This window comes from Marinobacterium sp. xm-d-579, assembly GCF_013282935.1.
Lineage (GTDB): Bacteria > Pseudomonadota > Gammaproteobacteria > Pseudomonadales > Balneatricaceae > Marinobacterium_E.
This window is the reverse complement of record NZ_WBYP01000002.1, coordinates 191,012-216,954: the sequence shown is the minus strand read 5'-3', so window position 1 is coordinate 216,954 and position 25,943 is coordinate 191,012. Positions and strand designations below refer to the sequence as shown.

The 25,943-nt window shown below is 48.0% G+C and carries 23 protein-coding genes; 7 read left to right on the top strand and 16 right to left on the bottom strand.

The window, feature by feature from the left end; genetic code table 11:
• Positions 1-35 precede the first annotated feature (35 nt).
• Positions 36-3,188: a DUF3427 domain-containing protein gene (locus XMD579_RS04705; RefSeq protein ID WP_217364084.1), complete on the bottom strand. Its 3,153-nt coding sequence runs from the start codon at positions 3,186-3,188 to the stop codon at positions 36-38.
• A 206-nt stretch (positions 3,189-3,394) separates the two neighbouring features.
• Between XMD579_RS04705 and XMD579_RS04700 the strand changes: the two genes are divergently transcribed.
• On the top strand, positions 3,395-3,607 hold the full coding sequence (locus XMD579_RS04700; RefSeq protein ID WP_173481490.1) for a hypothetical protein: 213 nt from the start codon (positions 3,395-3,397) through the stop codon (positions 3,605-3,607).
• A 17-nt stretch (positions 3,608-3,624) separates the two neighbouring features.
• Here XMD579_RS04700 and XMD579_RS04695 read toward each other — a convergent pair whose 3' ends face one another.
• Positions 3,625-5,160, bottom strand: coding sequence for a chloride channel protein (locus XMD579_RS04695; RefSeq protein WP_173505949.1), 1,536 nt, complete (start codon positions 5,158-5,160; stop codon positions 3,625-3,627).
• A 119-nt stretch (positions 5,161-5,279) separates the two neighbouring features.
• Here XMD579_RS04695 and XMD579_RS04690 point away from each other — a divergent pair, with 119 nt between their 5' ends.
• Entirely contained in the window at positions 5,280-6,446 is a 1,167-nt protein-coding gene (locus XMD579_RS04690; protein ID WP_173481492.1) for a cation diffusion facilitator family transporter, read from the top strand.
• Positions 6,447-6,501: 55 nt separating this feature from the next.
• Here the strand turns inward: XMD579_RS04690 and gorA are convergent, their stop codons facing one another.
• Positions 6,502-7,860: a glutathione-disulfide reductase gene (gene gorA, locus XMD579_RS04685; protein ID WP_173505948.1), complete on the bottom strand. Its 1,359-nt coding sequence runs from the start codon at positions 7,858-7,860 to the stop codon at positions 6,502-6,504.
• A gap of 299 nt (positions 7,861-8,159) precedes the next feature.
• On the opposite strand from gorA, the gene xthA reads away from it, so the two are divergent.
• Positions 8,160-8,975: an exodeoxyribonuclease III gene (gene xthA / locus XMD579_RS04680; protein ID WP_173505947.1), complete on the top strand. Its 816-nt coding sequence runs from the start codon at positions 8,160-8,162 to the stop codon at positions 8,973-8,975.
• 5 nt (positions 8,976-8,980) lie between these two features.
• Here xthA and XMD579_RS04675 read toward each other — a convergent pair whose 3' ends face one another.
• A complete protein-coding gene (locus XMD579_RS04675; protein ID WP_173505946.1) occupies positions 8,981-9,883 on the bottom strand; it encodes a universal stress protein in 903 nt (300 codons plus the stop codon).
• Between the two features lie 204 nt (positions 9,884-10,087).
• Here XMD579_RS04675 and XMD579_RS04670 point away from each other — a divergent pair, with 204 nt between their 5' ends.
• Positions 10,088-10,411: a metalloregulator ArsR/SmtB family transcription factor gene (locus tag XMD579_RS04670; protein WP_254442871.1), complete on the top strand. Its 324-nt coding sequence runs from the start codon at positions 10,088-10,090 to the stop codon at positions 10,409-10,411.
• On the opposite strand, the gene XMD579_RS04665 is transcribed toward XMD579_RS04670, so the two are convergent.
• Positions 10,408-10,719, bottom strand: coding sequence for a branched-chain amino acid transporter permease (locus XMD579_RS04665; RefSeq protein ID WP_173481496.1), 312 nt, complete (start codon positions 10,717-10,719; stop codon positions 10,408-10,410). The two genes, XMD579_RS04670 and XMD579_RS04665, sit on opposite strands and share 4 nt — an antisense overlap.
• Positions 10,698-11,372, bottom strand: coding sequence for an AzlC family ABC transporter permease (locus XMD579_RS04660; RefSeq protein WP_173484244.1), 675 nt, complete (start codon positions 11,370-11,372; stop codon positions 10,698-10,700). Before XMD579_RS04660 ends, XMD579_RS04665 begins: the two co-directional genes overlap by 22 nt.
• A 212-nt stretch (positions 11,373-11,584) precedes the next feature.
• On the opposite strand from XMD579_RS04660, the gene XMD579_RS04655 reads away from it, so the two are divergent.
• From XMD579_RS04655 to rarD, 3 genes are all read left to right on the top strand, one after another.
• The gene (locus XMD579_RS04655; RefSeq protein WP_173505945.1) at positions 11,585-11,773 is read left to right on the top strand and encodes a PA3496 family putative envelope integrity protein; all 189 of its coding nucleotides are present in this window, start codon (positions 11,585-11,587) and stop codon (positions 11,771-11,773) included.
• Positions 11,774-11,992: 219 nt separating this feature from the next.
• Positions 11,993-13,069 (top strand): histidinol-phosphate transaminase, encoded by a 1,077-nt coding sequence (hisC, locus tag XMD579_RS04650; RefSeq protein ID WP_173505944.1) that lies wholly within the window; start codon positions 11,993-11,995, stop codon positions 13,067-13,069.
• Entirely contained in the window at positions 13,066-13,962 is an 897-nt protein-coding gene (gene rarD, locus XMD579_RS04645; protein ID WP_173505943.1) for an EamA family transporter RarD, read from the top strand. Before hisC ends, rarD begins: the two co-directional genes overlap by 4 nt.
• A 223-nt stretch (positions 13,963-14,185) precedes the next feature.
• On the opposite strand, the gene htpG is transcribed toward rarD, so the two are convergent.
• From htpG to XMD579_RS04595, 10 genes are all read right to left on the bottom strand, one after another.
• A complete protein-coding gene (htpG, locus tag XMD579_RS04640) occupies positions 14,186-16,099 on the bottom strand; it encodes a molecular chaperone HtpG (protein WP_173481501.1) in 1,914 nt (637 codons plus the stop codon).
• Positions 16,100-16,166: 67 nt separating this feature from the next.
• Positions 16,167-16,892: a DUF599 domain-containing protein gene (locus tag XMD579_RS04635; RefSeq protein WP_173505942.1), complete on the bottom strand. Its 726-nt coding sequence runs from the start codon at positions 16,890-16,892 to the stop codon at positions 16,167-16,169.
• Positions 16,889-17,368, bottom strand: a complete 480-nt coding sequence (locus XMD579_RS04630) for a YaiI/YqxD family protein (protein ID WP_217362031.1) — start codon at positions 17,366-17,368, stop codon at positions 16,889-16,891. Before XMD579_RS04630 ends, XMD579_RS04635 begins: the two co-directional genes overlap by 4 nt.
• Before the next feature lie 10 nt (positions 17,369-17,378).
• Positions 17,379-18,467: a DUF2235 domain-containing protein gene (locus tag XMD579_RS04625; RefSeq protein ID WP_173481503.1), complete on the bottom strand. Its 1,089-nt coding sequence runs from the start codon at positions 18,465-18,467 to the stop codon at positions 17,379-17,381.
• 44 nt (positions 18,468-18,511) lie between these two features.
• Entirely contained in the window at positions 18,512-19,954 is a 1,443-nt protein-coding gene (locus tag XMD579_RS04620) for a YdiU family protein (RefSeq protein ID WP_173505941.1), read from the bottom strand.
• 2 nt (positions 19,955-19,956) lie between these two features.
• The gene (locus XMD579_RS04615; protein WP_173505940.1) at positions 19,957-20,280 is read right to left on the bottom strand and encodes a DUF3301 domain-containing protein; all 324 of its coding nucleotides are present in this window, start codon (positions 20,278-20,280) and stop codon (positions 19,957-19,959) included.
• A gap of 49 nt (positions 20,281-20,329) precedes the next feature.
• On the bottom strand, positions 20,330-20,665 hold the full coding sequence (locus XMD579_RS04610) for a thiol-disulfide oxidoreductase DCC family protein (protein ID WP_173481506.1): 336 nt from the start codon (positions 20,663-20,665) through the stop codon (positions 20,330-20,332).
• Positions 20,666-20,707: 42 nt separating this feature from the next.
• Entirely contained in the window at positions 20,708-22,657 is a 1,950-nt protein-coding gene (locus XMD579_RS04605; RefSeq protein ID WP_173505939.1) for a GGDEF domain-containing protein, read from the bottom strand.
• A 99-nt stretch (positions 22,658-22,756) separates the two neighbouring features.
• Positions 22,757-24,091, bottom strand: a complete 1,335-nt coding sequence (locus XMD579_RS04600) for a DEAD/DEAH box helicase (protein ID WP_173505938.1) — start codon at positions 24,089-24,091, stop codon at positions 22,757-22,759.
• Positions 24,092-24,504: 413 nt separating this feature from the next.
• Positions 24,505-25,890 carry an MFS transporter gene (locus XMD579_RS04595; RefSeq protein WP_173505937.1) on the bottom strand — a complete coding sequence of 462 codons (1,386 nt, stop codon included), beginning with the start codon at positions 25,888-25,890 and terminating at the stop codon, positions 24,505-24,507.
• Positions 25,891-25,943 lie beyond the last annotated feature (53 nt).

The window sequence follows — 25,943 nt, the reverse complement described above, 5'->3', positions numbered from 1 at the left end:
CTACTTTGACCGCTCTTTATGCATATCAACTAAATCTAACCGACAGCCAGCTTTGCGGCTTGATGCCACATAAAGTTCGGCATCGGCTCTTTCAACCGCCAAGTAATATTCATTGGCTGCGAACCCGTATGTGACACGTATTCAACTTCCCCATAGTTAACAAATCCCATAGTGCGCCCTATCGCGTCTTTCGAGTTCTCACGCACAAAAAGGAACAGCCGCTTGCCGATCTCCCGGTGACGGATGTAATCGAGGCCACGCCCTCGATCGGGTCTTGCTGAGTTTTGTGACTGCCAATGGAATAACTCTTCATTTATGGCGTAATCATGGTACATCGTTGTGGGCGAAAACTGCTTTTCGTTCTTGTCGAGCGTGACGAACAAGAGCTCGATGTTCTCAGTTTGAATCACAAAGACGCCCTCTCGTGCGGGAGGCTGGCGCTCAAAGGTTGTTGCTCCAAAGGCGACTAAGATCTGCTCACGGGCATAACGCGCATGCAATCTCAACGGAACTATACTGAGTCCAGCTATCATGGGTTGCTGATGCTTTATTCTTGAAATCTGCCAATTCAGTAAGTCGATTAATTCATTTCTTAGGGGATCAATATTCAATGCCCCTAAACTTTCTGAGAGTGTGCTGAATCCACTCTCTGGTCCTGTTTTTTGCCAGAAATCATAGTGGGCCATAAGCCCATGCCGGCCTGGGTCGTCTGGGGGTGTAAAACCGTTTTGACACAGCTGTTGCAAGTATTTTAAGTAGGCATGATCGTCGCACGTCAGAATACGATTGTGTATGGCTTTACGGAGCATACTCAGTTGGCTTGATTCCACATTTTCCGGAAAAGATTTGTCTTGTGCTTGCTGCACAAGATCAGTCCAGCAGCCGCGTTTGTATAGGTCAGCAAGGTCAATATGAGGGTTATGGATCAGGAAATTGCCAAGCGTTAACGGTAGAGAAGAATGCTGTGGGAATTGTCGAATCATTCCTAAAAGACGCTGTGTTGTGAGTGTGGCCTGACGAATATTGGTCAGAACCATTTCCTGAGTTCGTTTGCTTAGCTCTATACGGCAACCGAGTGGAGCATGTGGGAAGCCCTGTTTAATTTCGTCTGAAATCGCACTGCTACTTTTACCTACTAGGGCGCGGAACTTGTTTGCAAAATCATATTCAGGTCGAGAATTACCTACGAAGTCGAGCACAGTACAACAGTCCTTTCCATCCGAGAGTCGCAAACCTCGGCCCAGCTGTTGTAGGAAAATGGTCAAACTTTCGGTAGGTCGCAAAAATAGAAGCGTATCAATTTCGGGAATGTCGATACCCTCGTTAAATATATCAACTACGCAAAGAACGTTGATCGATCCCGATCGAATTGCCTGCTGCTTCTGTTGACGTTCATGGCTGTTATCACTGGTTAAGACATCAGCTTTGATGCCCTTTAGCAAAAACTGTTTCGCCATATAGTCAGCGTGATCTTTGCTAACACAGAATGCCAGCGCTCTCATGTTCCTGAGGTCAGTAATAATTTCCTGCAGACTCAGTAAAATTCTCGCGAATCGCGCATGATTATGGGTGTACAGGTTCGTTAGCTGCGCGATGTCGTAGCGTCCTCGACTCCAAGGAATCGTTCGAAGATCGGTATCATCATCGATGCCAAAGTATTGAAATGGACACAAGTGCCGGCGGTTAATGGCTTCTGGCAATCGAATTTCAGCGGCTATGACACCACAAAAATCTCCGAGGATATCACCACCATCGTGACGCTCGGGTGTGGCAGTAAGACCTAGTAAAATTGAAGGGGCGAAGTGTTCAAGTAGTGTTCGGTAACTCCCAGCTGAGATGTGATGTACCTCATCGACCACGATATAGTCATAGTAGTCAGAAGTGAGCTGTAAATTAGAAATTTGGTTGTTGAGGGTTTGGATCGACACGAACAACTGGCGATAGTGTTCCGGGGTGTGACCGCCGACCCATAACTCCCCGAAATTTCCGTTGCGCAGAACACCCCGATAGGCCCACCGCGCCTGCTTCAGTATTTCTTCTCTATGGGCAACAAACAAAAACTTGGCGTCTGGCTTTGATTTCAAGAATCTGTCGAAGTCAAAAGCTGAGATTAGAGTTTTGCCTGTCCCGGTTGCGGCAACTACCAGATTGCGATAGCGGTTGTGAATCTCGCGTTCAACCGTCAGTTGTTCCAATATGTCTCGCTGATGCGGAAACGGTGTTATATCGAAAAAATGATTCGGACTTGATTCTTCAGTACCACGTTCCCGGCGCAGTGCTGTTTTAAGCTTTTGCACACTTTCAAGATCGCCGGTGAATATCTCGAATTCGTTAGAGGCCCAGTAGGTTTCAAACATACTCATCGATTTATGGATGATATGGGGTATTTCTTGAGAGGTGATTTTTAGGTTCCATTCAAGGCCATTGGTCAGCGCTGAGCGCGACAGGTTTGAAGACCCTATGTATCCAGTGTGAAAGCCAGTATTGCGTAGAAATAGATAGCTTTTTGCATGTAGGCGTTCTCGATCAGTGTTGTAGCTTAATTTGATCTTGGTATTTGGCAACCCAGCTAGATACTCAATTGCTTTAGCGTCTGTCGCGCCCATGTACGAAGTAGTTATGATGTTGAGCTCCCGACCGCTAGCAGTGAACGCCTCCAGCTCCTTACGGAAAATACGAATCCCAGCCCACTTGATGAACGAAACGAGCCAATAAATTTTATCGGCTGAAAGAATCTCTCTTTTCAATTCAGATTCTAGCGACAGCCCTGCATTACTGCCGCTGAACAGCTCACTTTGTGTAAGTCCAGTCACTGGGAATATGTCGTCAACATAGCTTCTCAAGTCCGCGGCAACAGGATTATCGAGTTCGTAAAGAGCAGTCAGGATCTTCCCTTGGCTTGCCAATAAATTATCATCTAAGAAACCATCATCCTGAATCTGCTTTTTTAGCCAAAGCAATAACTCATTTGATAGATTAATCTGCTGCTGGAGACGATCGTCACCCGAGGGCACCGCTTCAATCGCATATTCTAGTATCTGGCCCAGAAACCGCGACAACCACAGAGATGCTTCGTCTCCACTTAGAGTGCGTTCACCTACGTAGTAATGATCTCTATCTAGACGACTGGAGACCAATTGAGTAATTAACTGTTCATAAATACCAACTTGCTGCATTGTGTCATTCATAGGTGAGTCCAAATTTTGATAAGCTGTCTTGATCTTATAATATCGATTAGAGATTTTTTTAGTACACAGTACCTATTGGCCACCTAATTAAAAGCCACGCTTCAATCAGCATCCACTCCAGATTCAAATCAAATAAGCCTCAAAAGCTCTTTATTACAATGGCACAAACCAATATACTGTATAAATATACACATTAGAGCTTATGTATGATTAAAGTAAAACCACATAGCTACATCGAGTCCCTTAGGTCTTACGCGGAACAGTGGACGCCTGAACAGCTTCGCGAAGCGATCAGAGACGAGAAAGTCATTATGGCTAAGGAAAGTTTGACTGATGTTGCAAGAGAACATAGCCAAACAATCCTTGAACTCTACGAGGAGGTCCTTGCAAAAAAGAGTATTGGCCGAGACTTTATGTAAGGTTGTGGTGGTGATTGTTACTCACTCGCCTCTTTAAAAAAGCGCTCAATATCGTCTCTTAGAACCCTGCCTATGGGTCGACCCTTTCTAGAGACAAGCAACTCATCTTGGCCACTCGATTGCATCAGTTCCATCGCTTGTAACAGGGTCGCTTTGGACTCAATCACAACCTGTTCATCCGTACCAAAATCAGCATCACTTTCACTCAGCTGAATCATTAACTCTTTAACGCTGTGGCTGGTCATAACGCGTCTGTAAATTTGAGTATTTCGACTCAACCCTTGAAGCAACAGCAGTCGTTCAAAGATCGAGGGACGGTTAAACAGCGATCGCATGATCAGGTCTGATAGTACGATTACTGTGAGGGCTAGCGTTAGAGTATGAACATTGCCGCTGAGTTCAAATACGGCCAGTAGCGCTGCCAGTGGTGCATGTATGACCGCTGATAACATCGCAGCCATCGCGATCAGGGACAGGCTCGCCTGATCAATCTCAAAATCGGTACCGAGTAATTGATACCCAAGGATGGATCCAATCAAGGCGCCTAAGGTAAGCGAGGGCCCTATCATTCCTCCTGGTATGCCTAGGCCGATTACTAGAGGCGGTATAAATAGGTAGAAGAGAAGTAATAGATAGAGGGCTTGTTCAGCATAGGCTTGATCAAGGGTACCCAGCATCACTTCGTGTACTGGGGTGAACAGGATCGGTTCATATGCAACCAGCGCACCAACTAACAGGCCTGAGAAGATCAATTTCGCTGGCCAATATTGCCCACGCTGTTTTGCTAATCGCGTGACGATCTCGTGAAACAGAAACGCCGCGACACCGATGGGTACTGCCAACAGCACCAGAACTGGCAGGTGAGCAAACAGGTCACTGCTTTTCAGGCTGTGACCCAACAGTTCTGGAGAACCAAATAGGGCTCTGGAGATGGCATCGGCACTGATGGAAGCGACAATAATGGCGGTAAAGCCGACCAGGCTGTATTCAAGAAGAATGACCTCCATCGCAAACAGAACACCGGCTAACGGGGTATTAAAGAGCGCAGCGATGGCGGCCGCAGAGCCGCAGCCTATCAGCAGCCTTTGATAACTGTTAGAGACGCCCACTTTGGTGCCCAACCAACTACTGAACGCCGCACCAATGTGAACCCCAGGCCCTTCACGACCTACGGGTTGTCCGGTGCCTATGGCCAAGGTCGCACCCACGATCTGATTCAATAAGTTTTTAAAGGGTAAGGCGCCATGTTGGTAAGAGAGGTGCTCAAAAAGATGCGGTATGCCCACTCGGCGGCTGTCTTTAGATTGACCACTCCAAAAGAGCCATAAGAGCACAGAACCCGTTACAGGCAGAGCAAAAAGAACCCAAGGATCAGATGTCGACAACCCAAGCCCGCTAACCAGTTCAGTCGGTAGCGTAATGAGCCAACGGAACAGCCCCATCACCAATGCGGTAACGACGCCGACGGCGATACCTAATAGCACAAGCTGGGGTAACTTATTAAACGACGCTCTACTTGAGTTAGGTGTCGTATCTGACGGCTTTGAAGACATGTCGCTAGGCCAATAGTCATGAATGAATAGACAAAATTTTATCACATTCATTTTACAGAGACTCTGGCCCTGAATGCCTTAGTCACTTATCCTTATCAGAGTTAACTCTGGGAGCTTTCATGCAAAACGAATTGGATACCCGCCGTAAAGAGGCCGAAAAAGTCACACTCATTGGTTCAGCCGTCGACCTCTTTTTAGGGGTGACTAAAATTGTGGTTGGTTTTTTTGCCAACTCGGCTGCCCTGATTGCTGACGGTGTTCATTCGCTCTCAGATCTTGCCACCGATTTTATGGTGATTGCGGTTCTGCGCATTTCCCATCAAGAGCCCGACGAAGATCACCCTTGGGGTCATGGTCGTTTTGAGACGGTGGGTACCACGGCGTTGGGTGTTGTCTTGATTCTGGTCGGTCTTGGTATGGCCTACGAGTTAATCAGCAATCTATTCTCAGGTGTCCCTGCCGAGGTGCCTACCTGGCCGGCTCTGGTTGTTGCTGCCATCTCGATCATCTCTAAGGAGTGGATCTTCCGCTACAGCCTTGCGGTGGGCAAGCGCCTTAAGTCGGATCTATTGATTGCGAACGCCTGGCACTCTCGTACCGATGCACTGTCATCGATTGTGGTGTTTGTTGCACTCATTGGGGCCATGCTCGGCTGGGTTTGGCTTGATGCAGTGGCGGCAGTATTGGTAGCGGGCCTAGTCACTAAGATCGGTTGGGGACTGGTTAAACGCAGTCTTACTGAGTTGGTTGATACCGCCCTACCCGAAGAGCAAGCCGCCGAGTTTCGTGCCGTTGTGAATGAGGTTGAGGGCATCATTAATGTTCACGACTTCAAATCGCGTCCTATGGGAAGCCAGATCATTCTAGAGATGCACCTTCAGGTTGCTCCGCATTTAAGCGCCAGCGAAGGCCACTATTTAGGGGACCAAGCTGTCTGCGCGTTGACCGAGGCGTTTCCGGAGATCAGCCAAGTGATCTTCCACATCGATACCTACAATGATGAGCATTTAGATGAGTTGAGCTGCCCAATCATGCCGACTCGTGGCACCATTCGAGAAGCGGTTGATGCTGCATTGAACGATGCCGTTGGCAGCAGCAGTGGTTATCAGCTGCAGCTCTACTATTCGCCGAAGAAGGTTGATTTAGAGATTCGTCTACTACCGGCTATGCAGCCGTTACTGGATGAGAAATCACTGACGCCCAGTCAGTTGAAGCAGGCGCTTAAAGAGACGTTAAGCAAACACAGTTGGCTTCACCATCTAGAAGTGTTGGTGGTTGCACAATAAGAAGTAACACACTGGTATCGGCCATTAAACACACCGATACCAGTGGCTTTAATGGTTAACGGGTTTTCTGCCTCATTGTGACAAACTCTTCAGCAGCCGTTGGGTGGATGCCGATCGTTCGATCGAAATCACGCTTAGTAGCACCAGCAATAACCGCAACAGCAAGACCTTGCAAGATTTCACCAGCATCCGCGCCGACCATATGAATGCCCACGATTTTGTCAGTGGCAGACTCCACGATCAGTTTCATCAACGTACGCTCTTCACTACCCGAGATGGTGTGGCGCATCGCTCTGAAATCAGAGACGTAAATATCCACGCTATCGAAGCGTTCACGCGCCTGCTCTTCCGTTAAACCCAAGGTGCCAATATTAGGCTGGCAAAAGACCGCCGTTGGGATTAACTCATAGTTAGGCAGTTCGCCCTCACCGCTGCCATAGAGGTGATCAACCAACGACATCGCCTCAGCGAGCGCGACAGGCGTTAACTGAACACGATCGATCACATCACCTAAGGCGTAAATTGATGGCACTGAGCTTTGGAAATGATCATTAACCTCAATAGCACCTTTGCTATTCATCGCAACGCCGGCTGATTCGAGTCCAAGGTTGGCCGTTTTAGGCACACGACCTGTGGCGTACAGAATCTGATCAACAACACGGACTTCACCGTTAGACAGGGTCACATCGAGTGCACCATCAGAACGTTTCTCAATGCTGGCGACATCGGTATTAAAGCTTAATTTAATGCCTTTGCGAGCCACTTCAGTTGCCGTGAACTCGCGCACCTCTTGGTCAAAGCCACGCAAGAATAGATCGCCTCGGTAGACCAGTTCCGTTTGTGCTTGCAGACCGGCAAAAATACCGGCGAACTCAATGGCAATGTAACCACCACCGACCACCATGACGCGCTGTGGGAAGCTGTCTAGATCAAAGACTTCGTTTGATGTGATGGCGTGCTCTTTACCGGGAATATCGGGCACAAATGGCCAACCACCGACAGCCACCAAGATACGCTCAGCCGTGATCGTCTCGCCATTCACGCTGACTGAATTAGGACCTGTCACCGTTGCGCGTCCATTGATGCGGGTACAACCCGAGTTATCCAACAATTTACCGTAGATACCATTGAGGCGAGCGATCTCGTGCTTTTTGTTGTCACGCAGTGTCGCCCAATCAAAGCTGACGGAGTCTGCATTGACACCAAAGCCGCGACTCTCTTCGATCTCTTGCATGTACTCCGATGCATAGACGTAGAGTTTTTTAGGCACACAACCGACGTTGACACAGGTCCCCCCCAAATGGAGATCCTCTGCCACGGCCACTTTAACCCCTTTCGCCGCCGCCATACGCGCCGCACGCACACCACCAGACCCTGCACCAATAACAAAAAGATCGTAATCGTAACCGCTCATGCTCTACCTATCTGAGATCATTAATATTCAATCACTTAAGCTTACCCTGTGTGAGAGGCTGCATCCAATTAAGAAGCGCAAATGATGTGATTGAGTGGGGCTATTGGACTAACGTTTGTTTTTAAAATTTTCTACTCGCCTAAAAAGATCTGATCGCGGCCTTTTCAAGACCGCTCCAACAAATTTAGACCGCGTTGGAGCGGTCTTCAAAAGGCCGCGATTGGTTAATTATCAGGGTTATTCTTTTAACCCTCCCCCATTTTCGGTAGCATCCAAGCCACTAAACTTTGGAGGTTGTTATGTTTGTTGTCTCGTTTAATACCAATGGCATTCGTGCGCGTTTTCATCAGTTGCAGGCTTTGGTGGATAGCCACTCGCCCGATTTCATCGGTATTCAAGAGACCAAGGTGCATGATGATCAGTTTCCGATCGAAGAAATGGAGAAACTGGGTTACCACGCCTATTTCCATGGTCAAAAGACCCACTATGGGGTTTGCCTTCTCTCCAAAGAGCCGGCTTTATCAATTCAAAAAGGGTTTATCACCGATGATGAGGATGCTCAACGCCGCATGATCATCGGGGATTTCAAAACAGCCAAGGGCGATACGCTGCGTGTTATTAACGGCTATTTCCCACAGGGTGAGAACATAGCACACGAGACAAAATACCCTGCTAAACGCAAATTCTACGCGGATCTCAGTGACTACCTGCAAAATGATAATGATCCCAACAGCAATCTTCTAGTGATGGGGGATTTGAACATCTCTGCGACCGACAAGGATATCGGTATCGGTGAACCCAACCGTGTGCGCTGGCTGAAAACCGGTAAAACCAGCTTCCAACCCGAAGAGCGTGAGTGGTTACAGCGTCTATATGACTGGGGATTGGTTGACTCATTCCGTGAGCAACATCCAGAGACCAATGATCTGTTTAGTTGGTTCGATTACCGCAGTCGCGGGTTTGAGGATACGCCTAAACGAGGTCTGCGTATCGATGCGATCATGCCGACCAAACCTCTAATGCAAAAGTGCGTGGATACCGGCATCGATCTTGATATTCGTGGTATGGAGAAGCCTTCTGACCACGCACCTGTCTGGGCTAAGTTCGATCTTTAAATACTTTATTGGTCGTGAATGACCAAAATATCGGACTCTATTCGATTTAAAAGGCGTGCGGTGGTGCTGCCCATTAAGAAGCGCTCCACCCACCCTTTCTCGGGTGCGCCCAGAATTAACAGATCGATCTTCTCTTGCTGACAGAACTCAGGCAATTTTTCATCCGCATCCCCCACAATCAATTTAAGCAGTGGCGAACCCAATGGACGGTTTAGAGGCTCAATCAACGATTCAATTCTTTGGCGATGCTCTTCACCCACCTGTTTCTGAAGCGACTCAAAATCTTCTACTATATGCTCATCGTAGATGACACTCTGCGGAAGCGTTTGAAAACAGTGAACGACATGAAGCTCAGCTGACAGCCGTTGTGCAAACTGATCAGCCACCTCAAGCAGGCGTTTTTCCAACTTGTGATTGCGACTATCCAGATGGAAAGGATCAATGGCTACGGCAATCCTTGGGTGGGCCTGCCAGGGTTGATCATTGGCTAGCAGAACCGGTTCATGGAGTCGGCGGACCAGCTCTTGCTCATCGCCACCGATTAGCCAATCCAACAGATCATGTTTTCTGACACGGGGTACCACCATCAAGTCAGGCTGGTAACGATCTGACTCCTCCAGTGCCGCTTTAAGAAAGCTAGGGTGCCAGCGAATATCAGCCGCTACATCCTGTGGTAGGTCTAACTCTTCGATGTGCCGCTCAGCTTGGTTGAGCCTGTGCGTCACATAGAGTGCCAACGCATCCTCTTGTGATGGTTGATCTTCCGCCGTCGCCGTTTCAAACGCAGCGTTATAGACCGACTGAAACCACTCAATATGAGACGACTCTGCACAGAGTGCAGACGCTTTTAACAGTGGCTGCGGGGAGTAGTGTGACTCTTCACTGGTGACCAGTACTCGTTTGAACATAAATACTCTCCTACCCTCTACTATGTGATTAATTGCAGTATAGCGTTAACTGTCGAAATGAGCCTGACTCAGCGCAATTAAGGGCGATTAAACGATGCGATAGGATAATAAAAATTTACAAACACCCATCAAGTCGTTATATTCAAAACTGCTAATTAAGCAAATTCACATCCCTTTTGGGACAGATCAATACCGAGTTCAACTATGACAGATACACAACGCCTACCCGCAGACACATTAGAGCTAATGCGTGAAAACTCAAAAGAGGCCGCGCGCTTGATGAAGGCACTCGCGAACGGTAGTCGCTTGATGATTCTTTGCTACTTGGAAGGTAAAGAGCTCTCTGTCACCGAACTAAACGAGCATCTGGATCTTAGCCAGTCTGCCCTGTCACAACACCTAGCGGTGCTGCGTCGTGATGGCCTAGTTAAAACTCGTCGAGATTCGCAAACGATCTACTACTCACTTGAAGGCGATCGTGCACAACGAATTATCAGCACTCTGCACGGTATGTACTGCGGTATTTAAATCAATAGCATGTACAACAGGCTGCCGAGCGCAATGCTGAGCAGCGCATTTTTGCTCAACCACTGAGTCACGGCTACCAGTATTAAACTTCCCAGACTGATTACCCACTGTTGATTGGCCATCGGCAGATCAGAGACCGCATACACCACCAACAGCACCATCAAAACCGGTGGCAGATAGCGACCCAGATACTCCAGTAGTGGGTGCTGACTGTGACGCGATAAAAAGAGAAACGGTAGCGCACGTGTTGCCACTGTTGCCAACGCTGCTAACGCTATAAAGCTGATCAGATAGAGTGACTGGTCCATCGCTGCCTCAAGTAGTTAATTAACATTAGAACCAGTGCGGTAGTGATCGATAGCAACAGCATCTGATCTTGCCAAAGCCAAATGGCAATCAGCCCAATCAAACAGGCTATCAACATCAAACCCGCCGCTCTATGCGTTCGATACTGTTCAACGGCCAGTACCACGAACAGTGCTGGCAGCACTATCTCCAAACCTAAATCGGGCAGTGTCAGTTGAGCACCCAATAGTGCACCAATCAATGTACCGAAAACCCAGTAGCTCTGATTGATGCCTGCCAAGCGCCAATAATCTTGCTGCTGCAGGCCGCTCTCTTTTGGCAGCCCGGTAATCAGTGAGAAGGTCTCATCGGTCAATGCGAAGACCATATAGGCCTTACGCCACCCAGTAAGCTTTAGCGAAGATAGCAGTGTCAGGCCATAGAAGATGTGGCGACTGTTCAGGAGGAAAACAGCCACAAACACTTCTAACAGCCCTGCATGATTGGCAATCAAACCCACCGATAAAAACTGGGCAGAGCCGGCAAACACAATGACGCTGAATGCGACGGCCCAATACCAATCCAATCCCAACTCGGTGACAAACAGCACGCCGAAGGCCATCCCAAGTGGAAGGTAGCCAAATAGAACCGGCAATGAGAGTCTAAAAAGATGCATGCATTCACTTCTCGTAAAAAAGCGATCCTCGCTCAGGCTCTTGATCAGGTCAACTTTATAGATAGTTAAAATATCGATTTTTATTGAAATCAGATTGAAAAAATTAATTTTCTCAAAATTCTAAGCATGAACTATATTCCGCATTAACGGTAACCCTCGACCGTGACTAGCGTCAGAACTGAGCGATCAATTTTATAGAGTGAGATTAAGAGATGGGCAGCAAAGTCCGTGTCGATGAAAAGATCGAAGACCTCGACGATTGGAATGATCAATTCGAAGAGCAAGAGAGCCAACGTAACCGATCCAGATACAATGCTAAGCGCAGACGTCAGATCGAAGATATTATGGAGGATCGCGTTCTCGCCAGTCAGATACGTGACGCTTACGACGAACTTTACTAGGCTCCCCATACCACCTAAGTCTTAATAAAAAAGGTTGTGGTCAAAGTTTAACTTTGTTTATATGGAGTTGACTGAAGTTGACCTTAATTATTGAGGGCAAGTTCGGCACACCCGACCGGTGGCAGTATCAATAGCTGACACCGGTCGACCTCTTCTTCTTTCCCTACTTCGCTTCTGATACTATCTCAGCTCAAATTTATCCATTTGTAAGGTTTCGTTATGAGTAAGTTTTGGAGCCCGCAGATCCATGATCTCGTTCCTTATACACCCGGTGAACAACCTAAGGTTGCCAACTTAGTTAAACTCAACACCAATGAGAATCCTTACCCCCCTGCACATGGGGTTCAGGAAGTGTTAAACGCGTTTGAGACCGATCGCTTACGCCTCTATCCAGATCCTGAGTCTTCTGCGCTCATCAACGAGCTTTCAACCACTCTGGGTGTGCCTAACGAAAATCTATTTGTCGGTAATGGCTCAGACGAAGTGTTGGCTCATGCGTTTATGGCTTTCTTCCGTCAAGAGAAGCCACTGGTCAAACCAGACATCACTTACAGCTTCTACGATGTTTATGCTGATCTATATGGAATTGAGATTAAGAATCAAAAACTTAATGATGATTTCTCAATCTCTTTAGAGGATTACCCACTGGATAATGGCGGTATCATTTTTGCCAACCCGAATGCTCCTACTGGGTTAGCTCTGCCGTTAGATCAGATCAAAAACCTACTCGATCGCAACACTGAAACGGTGGTATTGGTGGATGAAGCGTACGTCGATTTCGGTGGCGAATCGGCCATTGAGCTAGTGAATCAATACCCTAACCTTGTGGTGACACAGACCTTCTCTAAGTCGCGCTCACTTGCTGGTTTGCGCATCGGTTATGCAGTCGCACAACCCCATCTGATCGACGGCTTGAATCGAGTTAAAAACTCATTCAACAGCTACCCTATGGATATGCTCGCGATCGCAGCTGGCGTTGCCTCATTGAAAGACAGCGCCTACTTCAAGGAGATGTGTGACAAAATCATCGCAACGCGCGAGACCACTCGTGATCGCCTTGAAAAGCTAGGTTTCAACATACTTCCATCAGCAACCAACTTCCTCTTTGCCGAGCACCGGTTTATTGAGGGGGGTGAGTTGATGGGCTATTTACGTACTAAAGGGGTGTTAGTTCGCCACTTCAGTCGCCCTGAGATCGCGAACTTCCTTCGCATCACCATTGGTACCGATGCTGAGATGGATGCATTGATCGACGCACTCAAATCGCACCCTGATATGGTCGAGCTAGACGCTTGAACCAATCAATAGCGTCACAACAGGACTCACACAAAGAGTATCGACAAGGACTCTTCCAAGGCACCCTAGCTTATCTAATCTGGGGCTGCTTTGGACTCTACTTTACCCTACTCGCCGAGGTACCCGCCGACGAGGTGTTAGCACACCGTATTGTCTGGTGTGTGCTCTTTGTTGGCTTGCTAATTCTTCTACAGAAAAAAATCCGTTCCACCTGGACGATGTTAACGTCCAAGAAGACGCTGTTCTGGTTAACCATTTCATCACTGCTCATTAGTGGTAACTGGTGGATCTATATCTGGGCGGTAGGCAGTGGCCAAGTGATCGCGGCCAGTCTGGGTTATTTTCTGTCGCCTTTGGTTGCGGTGTTGTTGGGTCTTATCTTTTTTAAAGAGCAACTCAACAGGTTACAAAAAACATCGGTCTTCTTCGCCTCTGTCGGGGTCTTATGGCAGATAGTCGCCATTGGCGAGTTCCCATGGATCGCTGTTAGCCTCTCGCTGCTGTTCGGCTTTTACGGCGTCGTGCGTAAGCAGATAGCGGTCGATTCAGTCAGCGGATTGTTGATTGAGACCCTAATCATGTTGCCGATCGCTCTGATCTACCTAAGCTTGCTAGCCACCCAGGGTGTTGATCATTTCGGAGCATTCACTTGGGAGTTAATCGGTGCCGGCGTCATGACCGCTGTTCCACTGATGCTGTTTGCCTCTGCCGCCAGAAAGCTTCCGTTAGGTACCGTAGGCTTCCTAAACTACATCGCCCCGATCATGCAGTTTCTTAGCGCTGTGTTCATTTTGAACGAAGCCTTCGGCATCGATCGTTTTATCAGCTTTGCTTTTATTTGGGTGGGGCTGATTGTGTTCAGTGTCGATCTATTTCGTAAGGCTAAGAGTTAATGGTGGTGTCTGGCTTTAGCCTGACATCCACTCTTTCCGCGTCTTCCAGATGAACAGTAATGTTGACCAGCGGATGACAGGCTGAAGGCCAGTCACCTGAAATAGTAATCGCGGCCTTTTCAAGACCGCTCCAACTGTGCCTAATTTTGTTGGAGCGGTCTTGGAAAGGCCGCGAACAAAAAAGGCCTGACAGTGTCAGGCCTTTTTGCTTCAAGTGGAGTGTTTAAGCACTCAACTCTAACAGCAGTTTGTTCAGACGAGCTGTGTAAGCTGCTGGATCCTCTAGCTGACCGCCGGTCGCTAGTTGAGCTTGATCCAATAGAATCATTGCCAGATCAGCAAAACGATCTTCATCGGACTCTTGATCAAGCTTACCGATCAGTGGGTGCTCTGCGTTGAACTCAAAGACGGGTTTAGTCTCTGGAACTGCTTGGCCAGCCGCTTCCATGATACGACGCATCTGTAGACCCATATCGTAATCCCCAAGCACCAGACAGGCTGGAGAGTCGGTTAGACGCTGTGAGACACGGACAGAGTCGACACGGTCGGTAAATACACCGCCAAGACGTTCAATCAGTGATGCGTACTGCTCGTTCTGCTCCTCTTGAGCTTTTTTGCTCTCTTCAGACTCTTCACCATCCAGTTTCAACTCGCCTTTGGTGACGTCTTGGAACGACTTGCCTGAGTAGTCCATCAAGTGGCTCATCATCCACTCATCAATGCGATCAGTCAGAAGCAGCACTTCAATGCCCTTCTTACGGAAGATCTCTAGATGTGGGCTCGCTTTAGCCGCGTTGTAGTTATCGGCGACTAGGTAGTAGATCTTCTCTTGATCTTCGCCCATACGCTCTATGTAGCTGTCTAGGCTGACGTTCTGATCGCCGTTGCTGTTCTCGGTCGATGCAAAACGCATTAGCTTAAGAATGCGCTCACGATTCGCATGATCTTCCGCAGGGCCCTCTTTCAAGACCTGACCAAACTCTTTCCAGAACTCTAGGTACTTCTCGGCATCCTTCTTAGCGAACTTCTCGATCATATCGAGGCTTCGCTTAGTCAGAGCGGACTTCAGCTTATCAACGTTTGGATCTTTCTGAAGAATCTCACGAGAGACGTTTAGTGATAGGTTTTTCGAATCAACGACACCTTTAATGAAGCGCAGGTAGAGCGGCAAGAACTGATCCGCTTGATCCATGATAAAGACACGCTGAATGTAGAGCTTAAGCCCTTTAGGTGCTTCACGGTTCCAAAGATCATACGGTGCTTTGGACGGTAGGTAGAGAAGACTGGTGTACTCTAAGTTACCCTCAACGCGGTTGTGGGCCCAGCTAATTGGCTCCTGGAAATCATGAGAGACGTGCTGGTAGAAGTTTTTGTACTCCTCCTCGGTCACCTCTGACTTGTTCTTAGTCCACAATGCCGTTGCGCTGTTAACCGTTTCGATCTCAGGCGCATCCTTTGATGACTCCTCATCACCCTCTGCCGGCATGGGCTGTTTCTCCATCTGCACAGGCATCGCGATGTGATCTGAGTATTTGGTGACTAGAGAGCGAAGGCGCCAATCGCTGGCAAACTCTTTCGCATCCTCTTTCAGAGTCATGACGATACGCGTGCCACGCTCGGGCTTGTCGATGGTTGCGATATCGAACTCGCCTTCACCCTTAGAGGACCAGTGAACACCCTCTGCCGCGTCTAGACCAGCACGACGGGTGTATAGATCAACCTGATCAGCCACAATAAAGGCCGAGTAGAAACCGACACCAAACTGACCGATCAGTTGTGAATCTTTTGCAGCATCGCCGGTCAGATTTTGCAGGAAGCTAGCGGTACCTGATTTAGCGATGGTACCTAGGTGCTCAATGACCTCATCGCGCGACATACCGATGCCGTTATCTTCGATGGTAATGGTATTGTTCTCTTCATCAGCAGAGACGCGAATACGCAGTTCACCATCGTTTTCGTAGAGGTCGGCGTTAGACAAGGCTTCAAAGCGTAGCTTTTCAGCCGCATCTGAAGCGTTGGAGATCAATTCACGTAGGAAGATCTCTTTATTAGAGTATAGAGAGTGAATCATCAGCTGCAGCAGCTGTTTCACTTCGGTTTGAAAGCCAAGAGTTTCTTGTTTCGTTTCGGTTGTCATAGCTTAGACCTGAATTCCCAAGTTACTGATTAACACTCCATCAGATATGGGGGATGCCGATCTAATTTCAACCCTTGGCGTTGATATCAGTACTCATCATTAAGGTTCTTAGCGTCGAAGAGCTGAATTCACGACGATAGAGAATCCAGACAACCACTGCACACAAGAACATAAAGAGCCAGGTATTGACCATCCACCCTAGCACTGCGATGGCAAAGTAGTAAGTTCGTAGGCCGGCATTAAAGTTGTTCGCTGCCATACTGGCCATGCGAGCCGAGCGTTCTGCGTACATATCGAGAGTCCGTGGATCGGCATTCTCTTTGGAGTTGGGGCCGCCACCAATCATGACCGAGACAAATCCATACTGGCGAATAGACCAGGTGAACTTAAAGAAGGCGTATACAAACATCACCATCAGCACGATGATGCGCAGGTCCCATTGCAGTCGAGTCATCGGCTCTGTGAACGGCAGTTCAGACAGAAGGTCGATCGCCATATCAGAGCGAGAGAGCAGGGTCAGAAGGCCGGCCAAAATCAGCATGGTGGTGCTGGCAAAGAAGGTGACACCGCGCTCAAGATTGGTGATCGTTGTGGTATCAGCCACCCTCACCTCACGATCCAGCGCCGCGCGCATCCACTCCTTACGATAGAGGTGCATTAGGCTAGCCAGACAGGTGACACGATAACTGGCTCGCTTAGCGTATATGAAATAGCCGTTGAAACAGATCAAAAACCAGATCAACGCGACCAGGTCCAGATTGAGTGAAATCAGCATATCCCAAAATGAATTCATGCATTGCCTCCTTGCTTCGCTTGACGCTGTGCTGCCGTTAAGGCGCGATCCAACGCGTTGGCAAACTCACGACGATCTGCCTGACTCATACCCGATTGGCCACCAGACTGAATACCGCTAGCGCGCATGGTTTCGTAGAAGTCACGCAGATTGAGGCGCGCTTTGATGTTCTCTTTCGTTAAGGCCTCGCCACGATGGGTAAGTACGCGAGCCCCTTTATCGATCAGATCATTAGCCAACGGCAGATCTGTAGCGATGACAAGATCACCAGCGGTCACTCGATCAACGATCTCTTGATCAGCCTGATCGGCACCCTGAGGGACTCGACGCCAGTTTAAATAGGGGGAATTAGGTAACTGATAGAAGTGGTTTGCAACGAACTCCATCTCTACTTTTCGATTAAGTGCTGCCTTGATGAGAATATCTCTAATCACCACAGGACACGCATCCGCATCAACCCAAACTTTCACACTCATTCCTTGAAATCTAAGAAGCGTTCAGTATCCCCTCTTCCCCGTCGAGAAAACAAGCCTGAAACTGATATAGATGATCAATTTCACACAATTGGTGAGAGATAGGGGAAGTCAGATGGGGCCCTACTCGATTTTTGGGACGGTAACTGGTGTTGTTCATTAACTCAAACACACTCGAATCGATCGTCTCAAAGCGATTCTGACAAGTACCTATTGGACGCCAATGGCGATCGCTAAACCAGTCATACAGCCCACCCAAAAACAGATCATAGGAGTCGTGAGGCAGTTCAAAGTTAGAGGTTTGAGTCTTCACAGACTCAGCATCCAGCTTCAGACCCGAGTGAATCAGTGACTCGCATATCCATTGGCAAGAGTGGGTTGAGAGCGTTGAGTCTGTCCCTCCGCCAACATCCCCATGCGATCCGGCAAACCATCTTTGCTCAACGATCTGATTCTCTTCAAGCTTGGGTGACCAGAGTGTCGGTATGAAATCTGCACGATGCTCATCAATGGCTAGTGCTTGAAAGCCCCGCTTCACATTGGAAGCTAAGCGTGTGTCATGAAAGCCCCACAAATAGTGGTTTAACTGTTTAAAGCTACCCAATGGAATGCCCAACGACCCGACGGTATCCCAAACGGCAATCGCCTCAATCTGTATCGGGGTGGCAAACTGGGCTTTGAATCGATTTTGTTCACGACGGGTGCCGCGTCTGTAGAGCTGGTAGCAGGAATCGAATTGCTCTAGATGCTCAAATTTAAGCAGACCCAATCGATCAATAAGACCCGACAGGCTTCTCGCCGCAAATGCCCCTCGACTGTAGCCGACCAGGTAGACCCGATCGCCCGTTTGGTAGTGCTCCATCAACCATAGATAGGCTTCGGCTATCTTGTCAGAGAGCCCCCAACCAAAGATGCCTCCTCTAATCTGTTGCCAGGCTGAAGTACCAACGCCGGGGAGATAATGAACCTGTTGTGGAATATCTGTGTCTGAATTGTGAAGAGCCTCAACTAAGCGCACAACATGGCTGTTTTGATCGCCATCACTCAAATCCGAATCGGTTTTTTGCCAAGTACCATCAAAGGCCAGCAGTAAATTGCGCACCAGACTCTCCTATCGTTTTTAAAAGTACTGTGCGCTTTAGGTTGCTATGACGAGCAGGTTAAGAAGATTCCCTCTGCCCACTTCGGTGGAGCATCTGCATAGTCTGCCAGTGGCACATAGTACTTAGTGGGTTCACGAACCATGGCAAGCAGATGATTCACGCGTTGATAGTCACCTTCGTGAGCGTCGCGAATCGCCTCTTCACACATGTAGTTACGTAAAATATAGACAGGGTTTAAGGTTTTTGCGTAATCCAGACGTGATTTTATTGTCTCCTCTTCTGTATGACGTTCCGCATAAAAACGGCTTAACCACTCTGAATAGGATTCGGGGCTATCTACTTCAGCCCCCAAAGCGTCGCCCTTCTCTAGATCAGTTAAAGCTAGAATAAAACGATTGAGATCACCCTGCTGTTTTTCTAACAACGCGAGCATCTCATCGATCAGCGCTTTATGAGTAACCCCTGGATTCGGTAGTGCCAATCGCTGAGAGAACTTAGTGTAGTAGGCGTCAAAATAGAGCGTTGAGAATCTCTCGAGTTGAGCCTCCAAGTCGGATTTATCAATCAGAGGGATTAACGCCTGAGCTAAGGCCGCAAGATTCCACTGCATGATGCTCGGTTGATTACTGAACGCGTATCGACCTCTGTCATCGTTCTTATTTGCGATGTGGTCCGGCTCATATCGATCCATAAAGGTAAACGGACCATAGTCAAAGGTCTCTCCTATGATCGACATATTGTCGGTGTTCATCACGGCATGAACAAACCCGTAACTCTGCCACTGTGCAACCAGGTAGGCACTTCGCTCAACCACCTGTTGATACATGAACAGATAGGGATTTTCAGCCTGTTTCGCGTCAGGGTAGTAACGATCGATCACGTAATCGGCAAGCTGTTTCAGGTCCTCATGCTGGCCTGAATAGTAGAAGTACTCAAAGTGACCAAAACGTATGTGACAAGGTGTCACCCTAAGCACTTGAGCACAGGGCTCTGCCCCATTTCGTAGGGTAAACTCCTCACTGCCAAAAATAGCCAACGCACGTGTGGTGGGAATACCCAGACCAAACATCGCTTCACTAACAAGGTACTCACGAATGCTGGAGCGAAGTACCGCTTTACCATCAGCAAAGCGCGAATAGGCGGTTTTACCTGCCCCTTTAAGGTGGAAATCCCATCGATTGCCAGCAGGGTCTAGATGCTCGCCGAGCAAGATACCACGCCCATCACCGAGATCTGGGTTATAGACACCGAACTGGTGACCTGTGTATTTCATGGCCAAGGGTTCAGCACCCTCAGGGCCCTGCTCAGTGGTGAAGGTATCCACCAACTGACTGGGCGCCCATTCACAGGGATTTAGCCCTAATGTTTGAGCCAGAGGTGCATTGAAGCTGATTAAATGCGTGTTCTTTAACGGAGTGACAGAGACCGACTGATACCAGTGAGAAGGTAAACGGGCATAGCTGTTATCGAAATTGAGCTTAGACATGGCTAATCCTCAAACTTATGAGCCTCTGAGGTAATGCTCTCTAGACGATTGCCAAGCAAAACAACTTGGCCACGGTAGCGTTGATCGCCGGTCGTGGTGAACTCAAACTGATATCGACGCCAAGGTGTCAAGCGGCCTCTATCATCTCGTTTTAGCCAAAGTGCACGCAGTGAGACGTTTTGGTCCAACAACTGCAGATCCAACTTGTTGCAGTAACTCTCAACTGCATTCAGTGCGCGCTCTCTAACGGCTAGGCCTTTGTACCAAACATAGATAACACCTGCGACTAGAGTCAGGAGAAAGAGATCGGTAAGTTCAATAAACACGCTGATGGCCTATAAAGTGTGAGAATGTCGACAGTCTAATCAAGCATCTTTATTTAGTATAGAGTCGATCGTATCGCCAACGTGCCCAGCGCTTATAAGCCAGATTGGCTATGGGCTTGATGATTGGCCAACCAAGGATGCGCCAAATCCAGCCCCAGCGGGTATGTTGCCAAGCGGCTATGTTCGCGTCGATTCCAGTTACCCACTGTTCACCACGCTGCAGATGAAGAACCTTGAGCATGTTAATGCGTTCTTCTTCTGTCAGTTGATCCGATACCTCATGGATATCTTGGAGTTCTAACTGTTCGCCCTTAATGACTGCCAACTTATCCATCTCGGCAACACAGAGCGAACATTTTCCGTCGTAGTAGAGTGTCTCTTTCATAATTTGAAGTACGCTGCGTACACCAAATCAGATGATTGATGATTAATGTGATTCGCTCTCTTCAAAAATAACCCAGCCACCTTTTTTATGGTTCTTTACTTGATACATAGCTTGGTCAGCCAACTCTGCAAGTTCTGTATCAATGCTAGAGTGTTCTGGGCAGAATGATATGCCAATACTGACTCCAATCGAAACTGTATGCTGAACTCCCTCAGAACTAACCTCGATAGGTTGCTTGATAAGCTTTATCAAATCTTTACATAGCTCCTGACAGTTTTGATGAGAAGTTATATCGGCCGCTAACATCATAAACTCGTCCCCGCCTAAGCGACCAATGACATCGTTCTCTCGAGTGCGTTTTTTTAAGCGTGCCCCTATTTCAGATAAAACCTTATCACCAGCTGAGTGGCCATACTGATCATTAATCAATTTAAAGCCATCCAGATCTATCATCATAACGGCGAAGGGGGCAGGATTTCGTTCATTATGGGCAGTCCACTGTTTCAATTCATTTAACAAAGCACGTCTATTTGGAAGCTGAGTCAACGGGTCGATTAAAGCTTGCTCTTCCAGAAGCTTATGCACCTGGTGAGTATCGGTGCTCTCCTCAAGCATAAACATCTCCGGCGACTCTCTATCACCGGCAACCTGAATGGAGAAATAACGTTTAAAACAGTTAGCATCATGAAGTTCTAAATCCTTTAATGTACTTCCTGAAGTACTGATATTTTCATGAATACGCTCGCACAGTTCTTCCTGAGTCATCTGTAACTCTGCACACCACTGAGTAATTTTTAAATTACCTTCCCAAGCACCGTTTTTAGGGTTTAACACAAACACTCCAGTAGGCGCTGAGTTCGTTAGAGTTGATAGCCGATTCGCTAATTGATGCTGTCTTTTGATCAGGTATAGATAGACCATTAACCCTGCCATTAGGAGTGTTAATCCTGCTATAACAATCGAAAGTTCCCTGGCATAACCGGAGTAAAAAGGTTCTGGCTTATTTAGATAGACAACCCCTTCTAACTCAGTATCAACAAGATCAAAACGCTCAATGGCTTTTTGATCAAATAGAGAGTTAGAAGCAAACATGGTGATGTTATTCCCCTCTCTCTGGTAATCGGTCATTGGAAGCTCACTCTTGGTGAGAAAATTAACATCGCTAAAGTCAAAAACCTGTATCGCATTAATAATAGCCGTCGCTTGATCTTCAGGACTGGATACGGATCCGCCCGCACAACCCAGCTCAATAAAATTTGCATACATGCAGACAGTGGGCACTGGGCTTGATGCAGCGAACTCTTGAATGTAACGAGCTGGTGGAACCATTGGTTTCCCATCGCCATCAGCAAACAGGAGTTGAAAAAAGAGCAAGTCACCTCGTTTTAATGATCTAACTTTGTCGCGCATTTCTTCGAGAGGCAAACCGCCTAATTCTTCGATTGATATGTCACCCTTCTCTTTATCAAAAGTATTGTGCGCTAGTTTTTGGTTGTACTGATCTCCAACTAAAAATATACGCTTTAACTCAGGGTAGTGGTGCTTCGCTATTCGCAATGTTTCTGAAAGATTTGGCCTAATTAACAGTTGATATTCGTGTGACTGAACTGCTTCTAACCTTCCCCTATCATTTGAAAAAAGAACAGGTACAGATCCAAACTCTGGCTGCAAGCGATCACGATAAAACTCAAACGCCAAAGGATCTAAAGCGATCACAAGGTCAACCTGATCTTTATAGGTATTAGTAATCAAATCAACGAGTAACTGCTTATACTCCTCTGTTTGAGGTCGGTAGATATCAAGGGATTGAGAATGGATGACAACGCGAGGAACAAGCAACTCAAGCTGGTCTCTCATCGACTCTTTTACTCGACGAGGAAATGGCAAACCATCAACATAACCATTAATGATTAAAACCCTGTCCGCAGCCATGCTGTGTAAAGGTAACAGGGATAAAAGAGCTGCAAAACAGATGAATAATATTTTAGGCATGATCTTCTCGTTGAAATGTGCTTATTTCAGTTTAGATCAGACTAAAATTTTTGCCTACAAAATCAGCAATCAAAGGTAAGATTGCTGCTTCTTGAATTCCTATAGATTGCGGTTGACTGGCTTTTTGCGATTACCACCAAAACGGCGAGGTTTACGTTTGGGTGTTCCATCAGCCGGTCTATTGCGTCTTGGTTGATTTTGACGCGGTGCTGTTTGTGCTGATGCACCCTCCGCTTTCTGCTTTGGCTTTTTAGGTTTTTTCGGCTTCAACGGCGGTTGTAGCTTAGATTCTGGCAGTGGATTGTTTGGAGCAAATCCCTTCAAATCGCGACGTTCCAGAAGCTTTTGCGTCAAACGTTCGATCGCTCGAAGCTGATCAAACTCATCAATTGAGACCAGTGATACTGCCTGACCCACACTGCCGGCACGACCGGTGCGGCCGATACGGTGTACATAATCTTCTGCCACGTTGGGAAGATCAAAGTTAATCACGTGAGGTAGCTCTTTGATATCGATACCGCGTGCTGCAATGTCAGTAGCTACAAGGATCTGAATATCGCCCTGTTTAAAGGCCTGTAGAGCACGTGTGCGAGCACCCTGACTCTTGTTGCCATGAATAGCCGCTGCCGTAATACCTGCCTTATCCAGCTGAACGACTAGACGGTTTGCGCCATGCTTAGTTCGGCTGAAGACCAATACCTGAAACCAGTTGTTAGTCTTGATCAAATCGATGAGAGCCGCTGTCTTACTCTTCTTATCAACCCCAATGACCCACTGCTCAACGGTGTGAGCAGTCGCATTCTCTGGTGAAACCGAGACCTCTACAGGGTTGTTGACGATGTCGTGAGCCAGCTCTTTGATCTCTGGGGAGAAGGTCGCAGAGAACATTAGGTTTTGACGCTGTTTAGGCAGCAGGTTAAGGATCTTGCGAATGTCACGAATAAAGCCCATATCGAGCATGCGATCCGCTTCATCTAATACCAGCACTTCAAGCTGATCAAAACGAACTGCATTCTGCGAGTAGAGGTCCAAAAGGCGACCCGGTGTGGCGATCAATATATCCGTGCCAGAGCGAAGCTTTTGCATCTGCGGGTTGATCTTAACCCCACCAAAAACCACATTGCTTTTTAAGTCGGTGTATTTGCCATAGAACTCAGCATTGTCTTGGATCTGAGCCGCCAGTTCACGAGTCGGTGTCAGCACTAATGAACGAACATTATTGCTTTTCACCCTAGGGCCAGATTGCAATCTCTCGAGCAGAGGCAGAATAAAGCTAGCCGTTTTACCCGTTCCCGTTTGCGCAGCCGCCATAACGTCCTTACCGGACATCACGGCAGGAATGCCTTCGCGTTGAATAGGAGTCGCCTCTGAATAGCCTTTTTCAGCTATTGCACGGGTAAGAGGAGCCGAAAGGCCAAGAGATTTGAAAGACATGAGGACACTCAAAATATTAAGGCGCGCACAGTAACATAAAGCGTGGCTAGGCACACGTGAAAAACCATTGTGCTCGTTCTCAGTCGGACGGGGATCAGGGTGCCTGATTCGAATCAGGCACTGTTGGAGCGGTCTTGAAAAGGCCGCGATGCGCTTCGAGCTTAGGGCTAGCTCCAGTAGGACTCCGTTGCGGGCTTATCGCGAAGTCCTATTGTAGGAGGGAATTCAGCTCTGCTGAAACCCCGATCGATTTCAACAGCGGGTGACAGGCTGAAAGCCAGTCACCATACTTCGTAGGAAGATCAGCGCTCCAGTGACTGGCTTTAGCCTGTCATCTGCTTTCTTAGCGTTTTCCAGAAATGGAGTAAAGCCTACCAGCGGATGACTGGCTTTAGCCTGTCACCTGCTTCAATTTAAACCTTTCTCCACGAGAACCAAGCCGCTAGCAGTGCGGTTAACAGCGATACTGTCAGGGCATTGGTTGTGACACTTTCGAGAAGCTGTGGATCAGACTCCCCTATTGCGGCGCCAGCAAAGTAGAGTCCTAGTAACAGGGTAATCACCGCCATTCCGATCAACTGGCCACTCTGTCTCGATAGACTGAGGATGGCTGAGCCTATACCCATTCGCTCTGCAGGGAGTGTTGCCAGTGCGGCGGAGTTGTTTGGGGTAGAGAACATGCCATGGCCCGTTCCAATCACCATTATACAGAGCCCGATCACCCAAAGTGGTGTCTCGTGATTCATCAACGCTAACGCCAGTAAGCCAAGGGCTATGGACAAACTTCCTCCCGTCGCCAGTAGACGGTGCCCTATTCGATCAGAGACGCGTCCTGCCAGAGGCGCGATGATCGTCATCATCAACGCTTGAAGCATCATCAGCTGCCCAGTATCCGTTGGCGACAGTTGGCGGTTGTATTGCAGATAAAGTGACAAAATCAGGACAATGCCGTACTGGCTGGCGTACATAAACATGGCCGCGGTTGCAGAGTTGATGAAGGTTTTATTCTTCATCATCAAGTCGATTCTCACCAGTGGAAATGCCTGTTTGCCAGACCATTTGATGAAGAGATAACCCAGACCTACTCCCAAGAGTGCAAGCAACCAACCGTTGAGTTCAATCAGGCGAGTACTGCCAAAATAGAGAGCTGCAATGGCGGCTGAGAAAATGGCTGTACCGACCCAGTCGATCTTATGCTTTTCACTGCTTTTCCATTCGCCTGGGATAAAGAGTCGAATCGATAAAATGACCCCTAGCAATATCGGTACCGGCAACATAAACACAGATCGCCAGCCAAACAGATCGACCAACCAGCCACCTATTAGCGGGCCTGCAGTCATGCCGAGATAGACGGCTGATGTCATCCAACCCAAAGCGGCCCCTCGTCCACCTGCTGCGTAGATACGGGAGATCATGGCCATACCCGCGCTGGCTAGGATAGCCCCGGCAGCCCCCTGTACCACACGCCCTGCTAACAGTATTTCAATATTGGGCGCAAAAGCCGCCATGGCGCCACCCAACCCAAAAAGACCACAACTGATGAGAAAAGCCTTTTTAAGACCAATGAGATCCGATAGACGACCGCCTGGCAGTTGGGAGATCAAACTCACCAGAAGGAAGATGGCCGGTATCCAACTGATCAATACCGCATTGACTTGAAGGTCTTGAGCAATGGCAGGTAGTGCGACCAGAGATGCCGACACGGCTAAAGGAAACTGCAGAATCGCTAGACTGAGGATAATCAGTGCTTTAAGTCGAGCTTTTGAATAACGCTGATAGTAACGCGCAAACTGTGTCATCTAACGTCCTTGTGAAAAAATTTAGCCATCAGCTAAATGTCAGCTTTGCACAC

Coding starts and splice junctions, on each gene's coding strand:
- XMD579_RS04705 (WP_217364084.1), bottom strand. CDS start 3,188: ATGAATGACACAATGCAGCAAGTTGGTATTTATGAACAGTTAATTACT.
- XMD579_RS04700 (WP_173481490.1), top strand. CDS start 3,395: ATGATTAAAGTAAAACCACATAGCTACATCGAGTCCCTTAGGTCTTAC.
- XMD579_RS04695 (WP_173505949.1), bottom strand. CDS start 5,160: ATGTCTTCAAAGCCGTCAGATACGACACCTAACTCAAGTAGAGCGTCG.
- XMD579_RS04690 (WP_173481492.1), top strand. CDS start 5,280: ATGCAAAACGAATTGGATACCCGCCGTAAAGAGGCCGAAAAAGTCACA.
- gorA (WP_173505948.1), bottom strand. CDS start 7,860: ATGAGCGGTTACGATTACGATCTTTTTGTTATTGGTGCAGGGTCTGGT.
- xthA (WP_173505947.1), top strand. CDS start 8,160: ATGTTTGTTGTCTCGTTTAATACCAATGGCATTCGTGCGCGTTTTCAT.
- XMD579_RS04675 (WP_173505946.1), bottom strand. CDS start 9,883: ATGTTCAAACGAGTACTGGTCACCAGTGAAGAGTCACACTACTCCCCG.
- XMD579_RS04670 (WP_254442871.1), top strand. CDS start 10,088: ATGACAGATACACAACGCCTACCCGCAGACACATTAGAGCTAATGCGT.
- XMD579_RS04665 (WP_173481496.1), bottom strand. CDS start 10,719: ATGGACCAGTCACTCTATCTGATCAGCTTTATAGCGTTAGCAGCGTTG.
- XMD579_RS04660 (WP_173484244.1), bottom strand. CDS start 11,372: ATGCATCTTTTTAGACTCTCATTGCCGGTTCTATTTGGCTACCTTCCA.
- XMD579_RS04655 (WP_173505945.1), top strand. CDS start 11,585: ATGGGCAGCAAAGTCCGTGTCGATGAAAAGATCGAAGACCTCGACGAT.
- hisC (WP_173505944.1), top strand. CDS start 11,993: ATGAGTAAGTTTTGGAGCCCGCAGATCCATGATCTCGTTCCTTATACA.
- htpG (WP_173481501.1), bottom strand. CDS start 16,099: ATGACAACCGAAACGAAACAAGAAACTCTTGGCTTTCAAACCGAAGTG.
- XMD579_RS04635 (WP_173505942.1), bottom strand. CDS start 16,892: ATGAATTCATTTTGGGATATGCTGATTTCACTCAATCTGGACCTGGTC.
- XMD579_RS04630 (WP_217362031.1), bottom strand. CDS start 17,368: ATGAGTGTGAAAGTTTGGGTTGATGCGGATGCGTGTCCTGTGGTGATT.
- XMD579_RS04620 (WP_173505941.1), bottom strand. CDS start 19,954: ATGTCTAAGCTCAATTTCGATAACAGCTATGCCCGTTTACCTTCTCAC.
- XMD579_RS04610 (WP_173481506.1), bottom strand. CDS start 20,665: ATGAAAGAGACACTCTACTACGACGGAAAATGTTCGCTCTGTGTTGCC.
- XMD579_RS04605 (WP_173505939.1), bottom strand. CDS start 22,657: ATGCCTAAAATATTATTCATCTGTTTTGCAGCTCTTTTATCCCTGTTA.
- XMD579_RS04600 (WP_173505938.1), bottom strand. CDS start 24,091: ATGTCTTTCAAATCTCTTGGCCTTTCGGCTCCTCTTACCCGTGCAATA.
- XMD579_RS04595 (WP_173505937.1), bottom strand. CDS start 25,890: ATGACACAGTTTGCGCGTTACTATCAGCGTTATTCAAAAGCTCGACTT.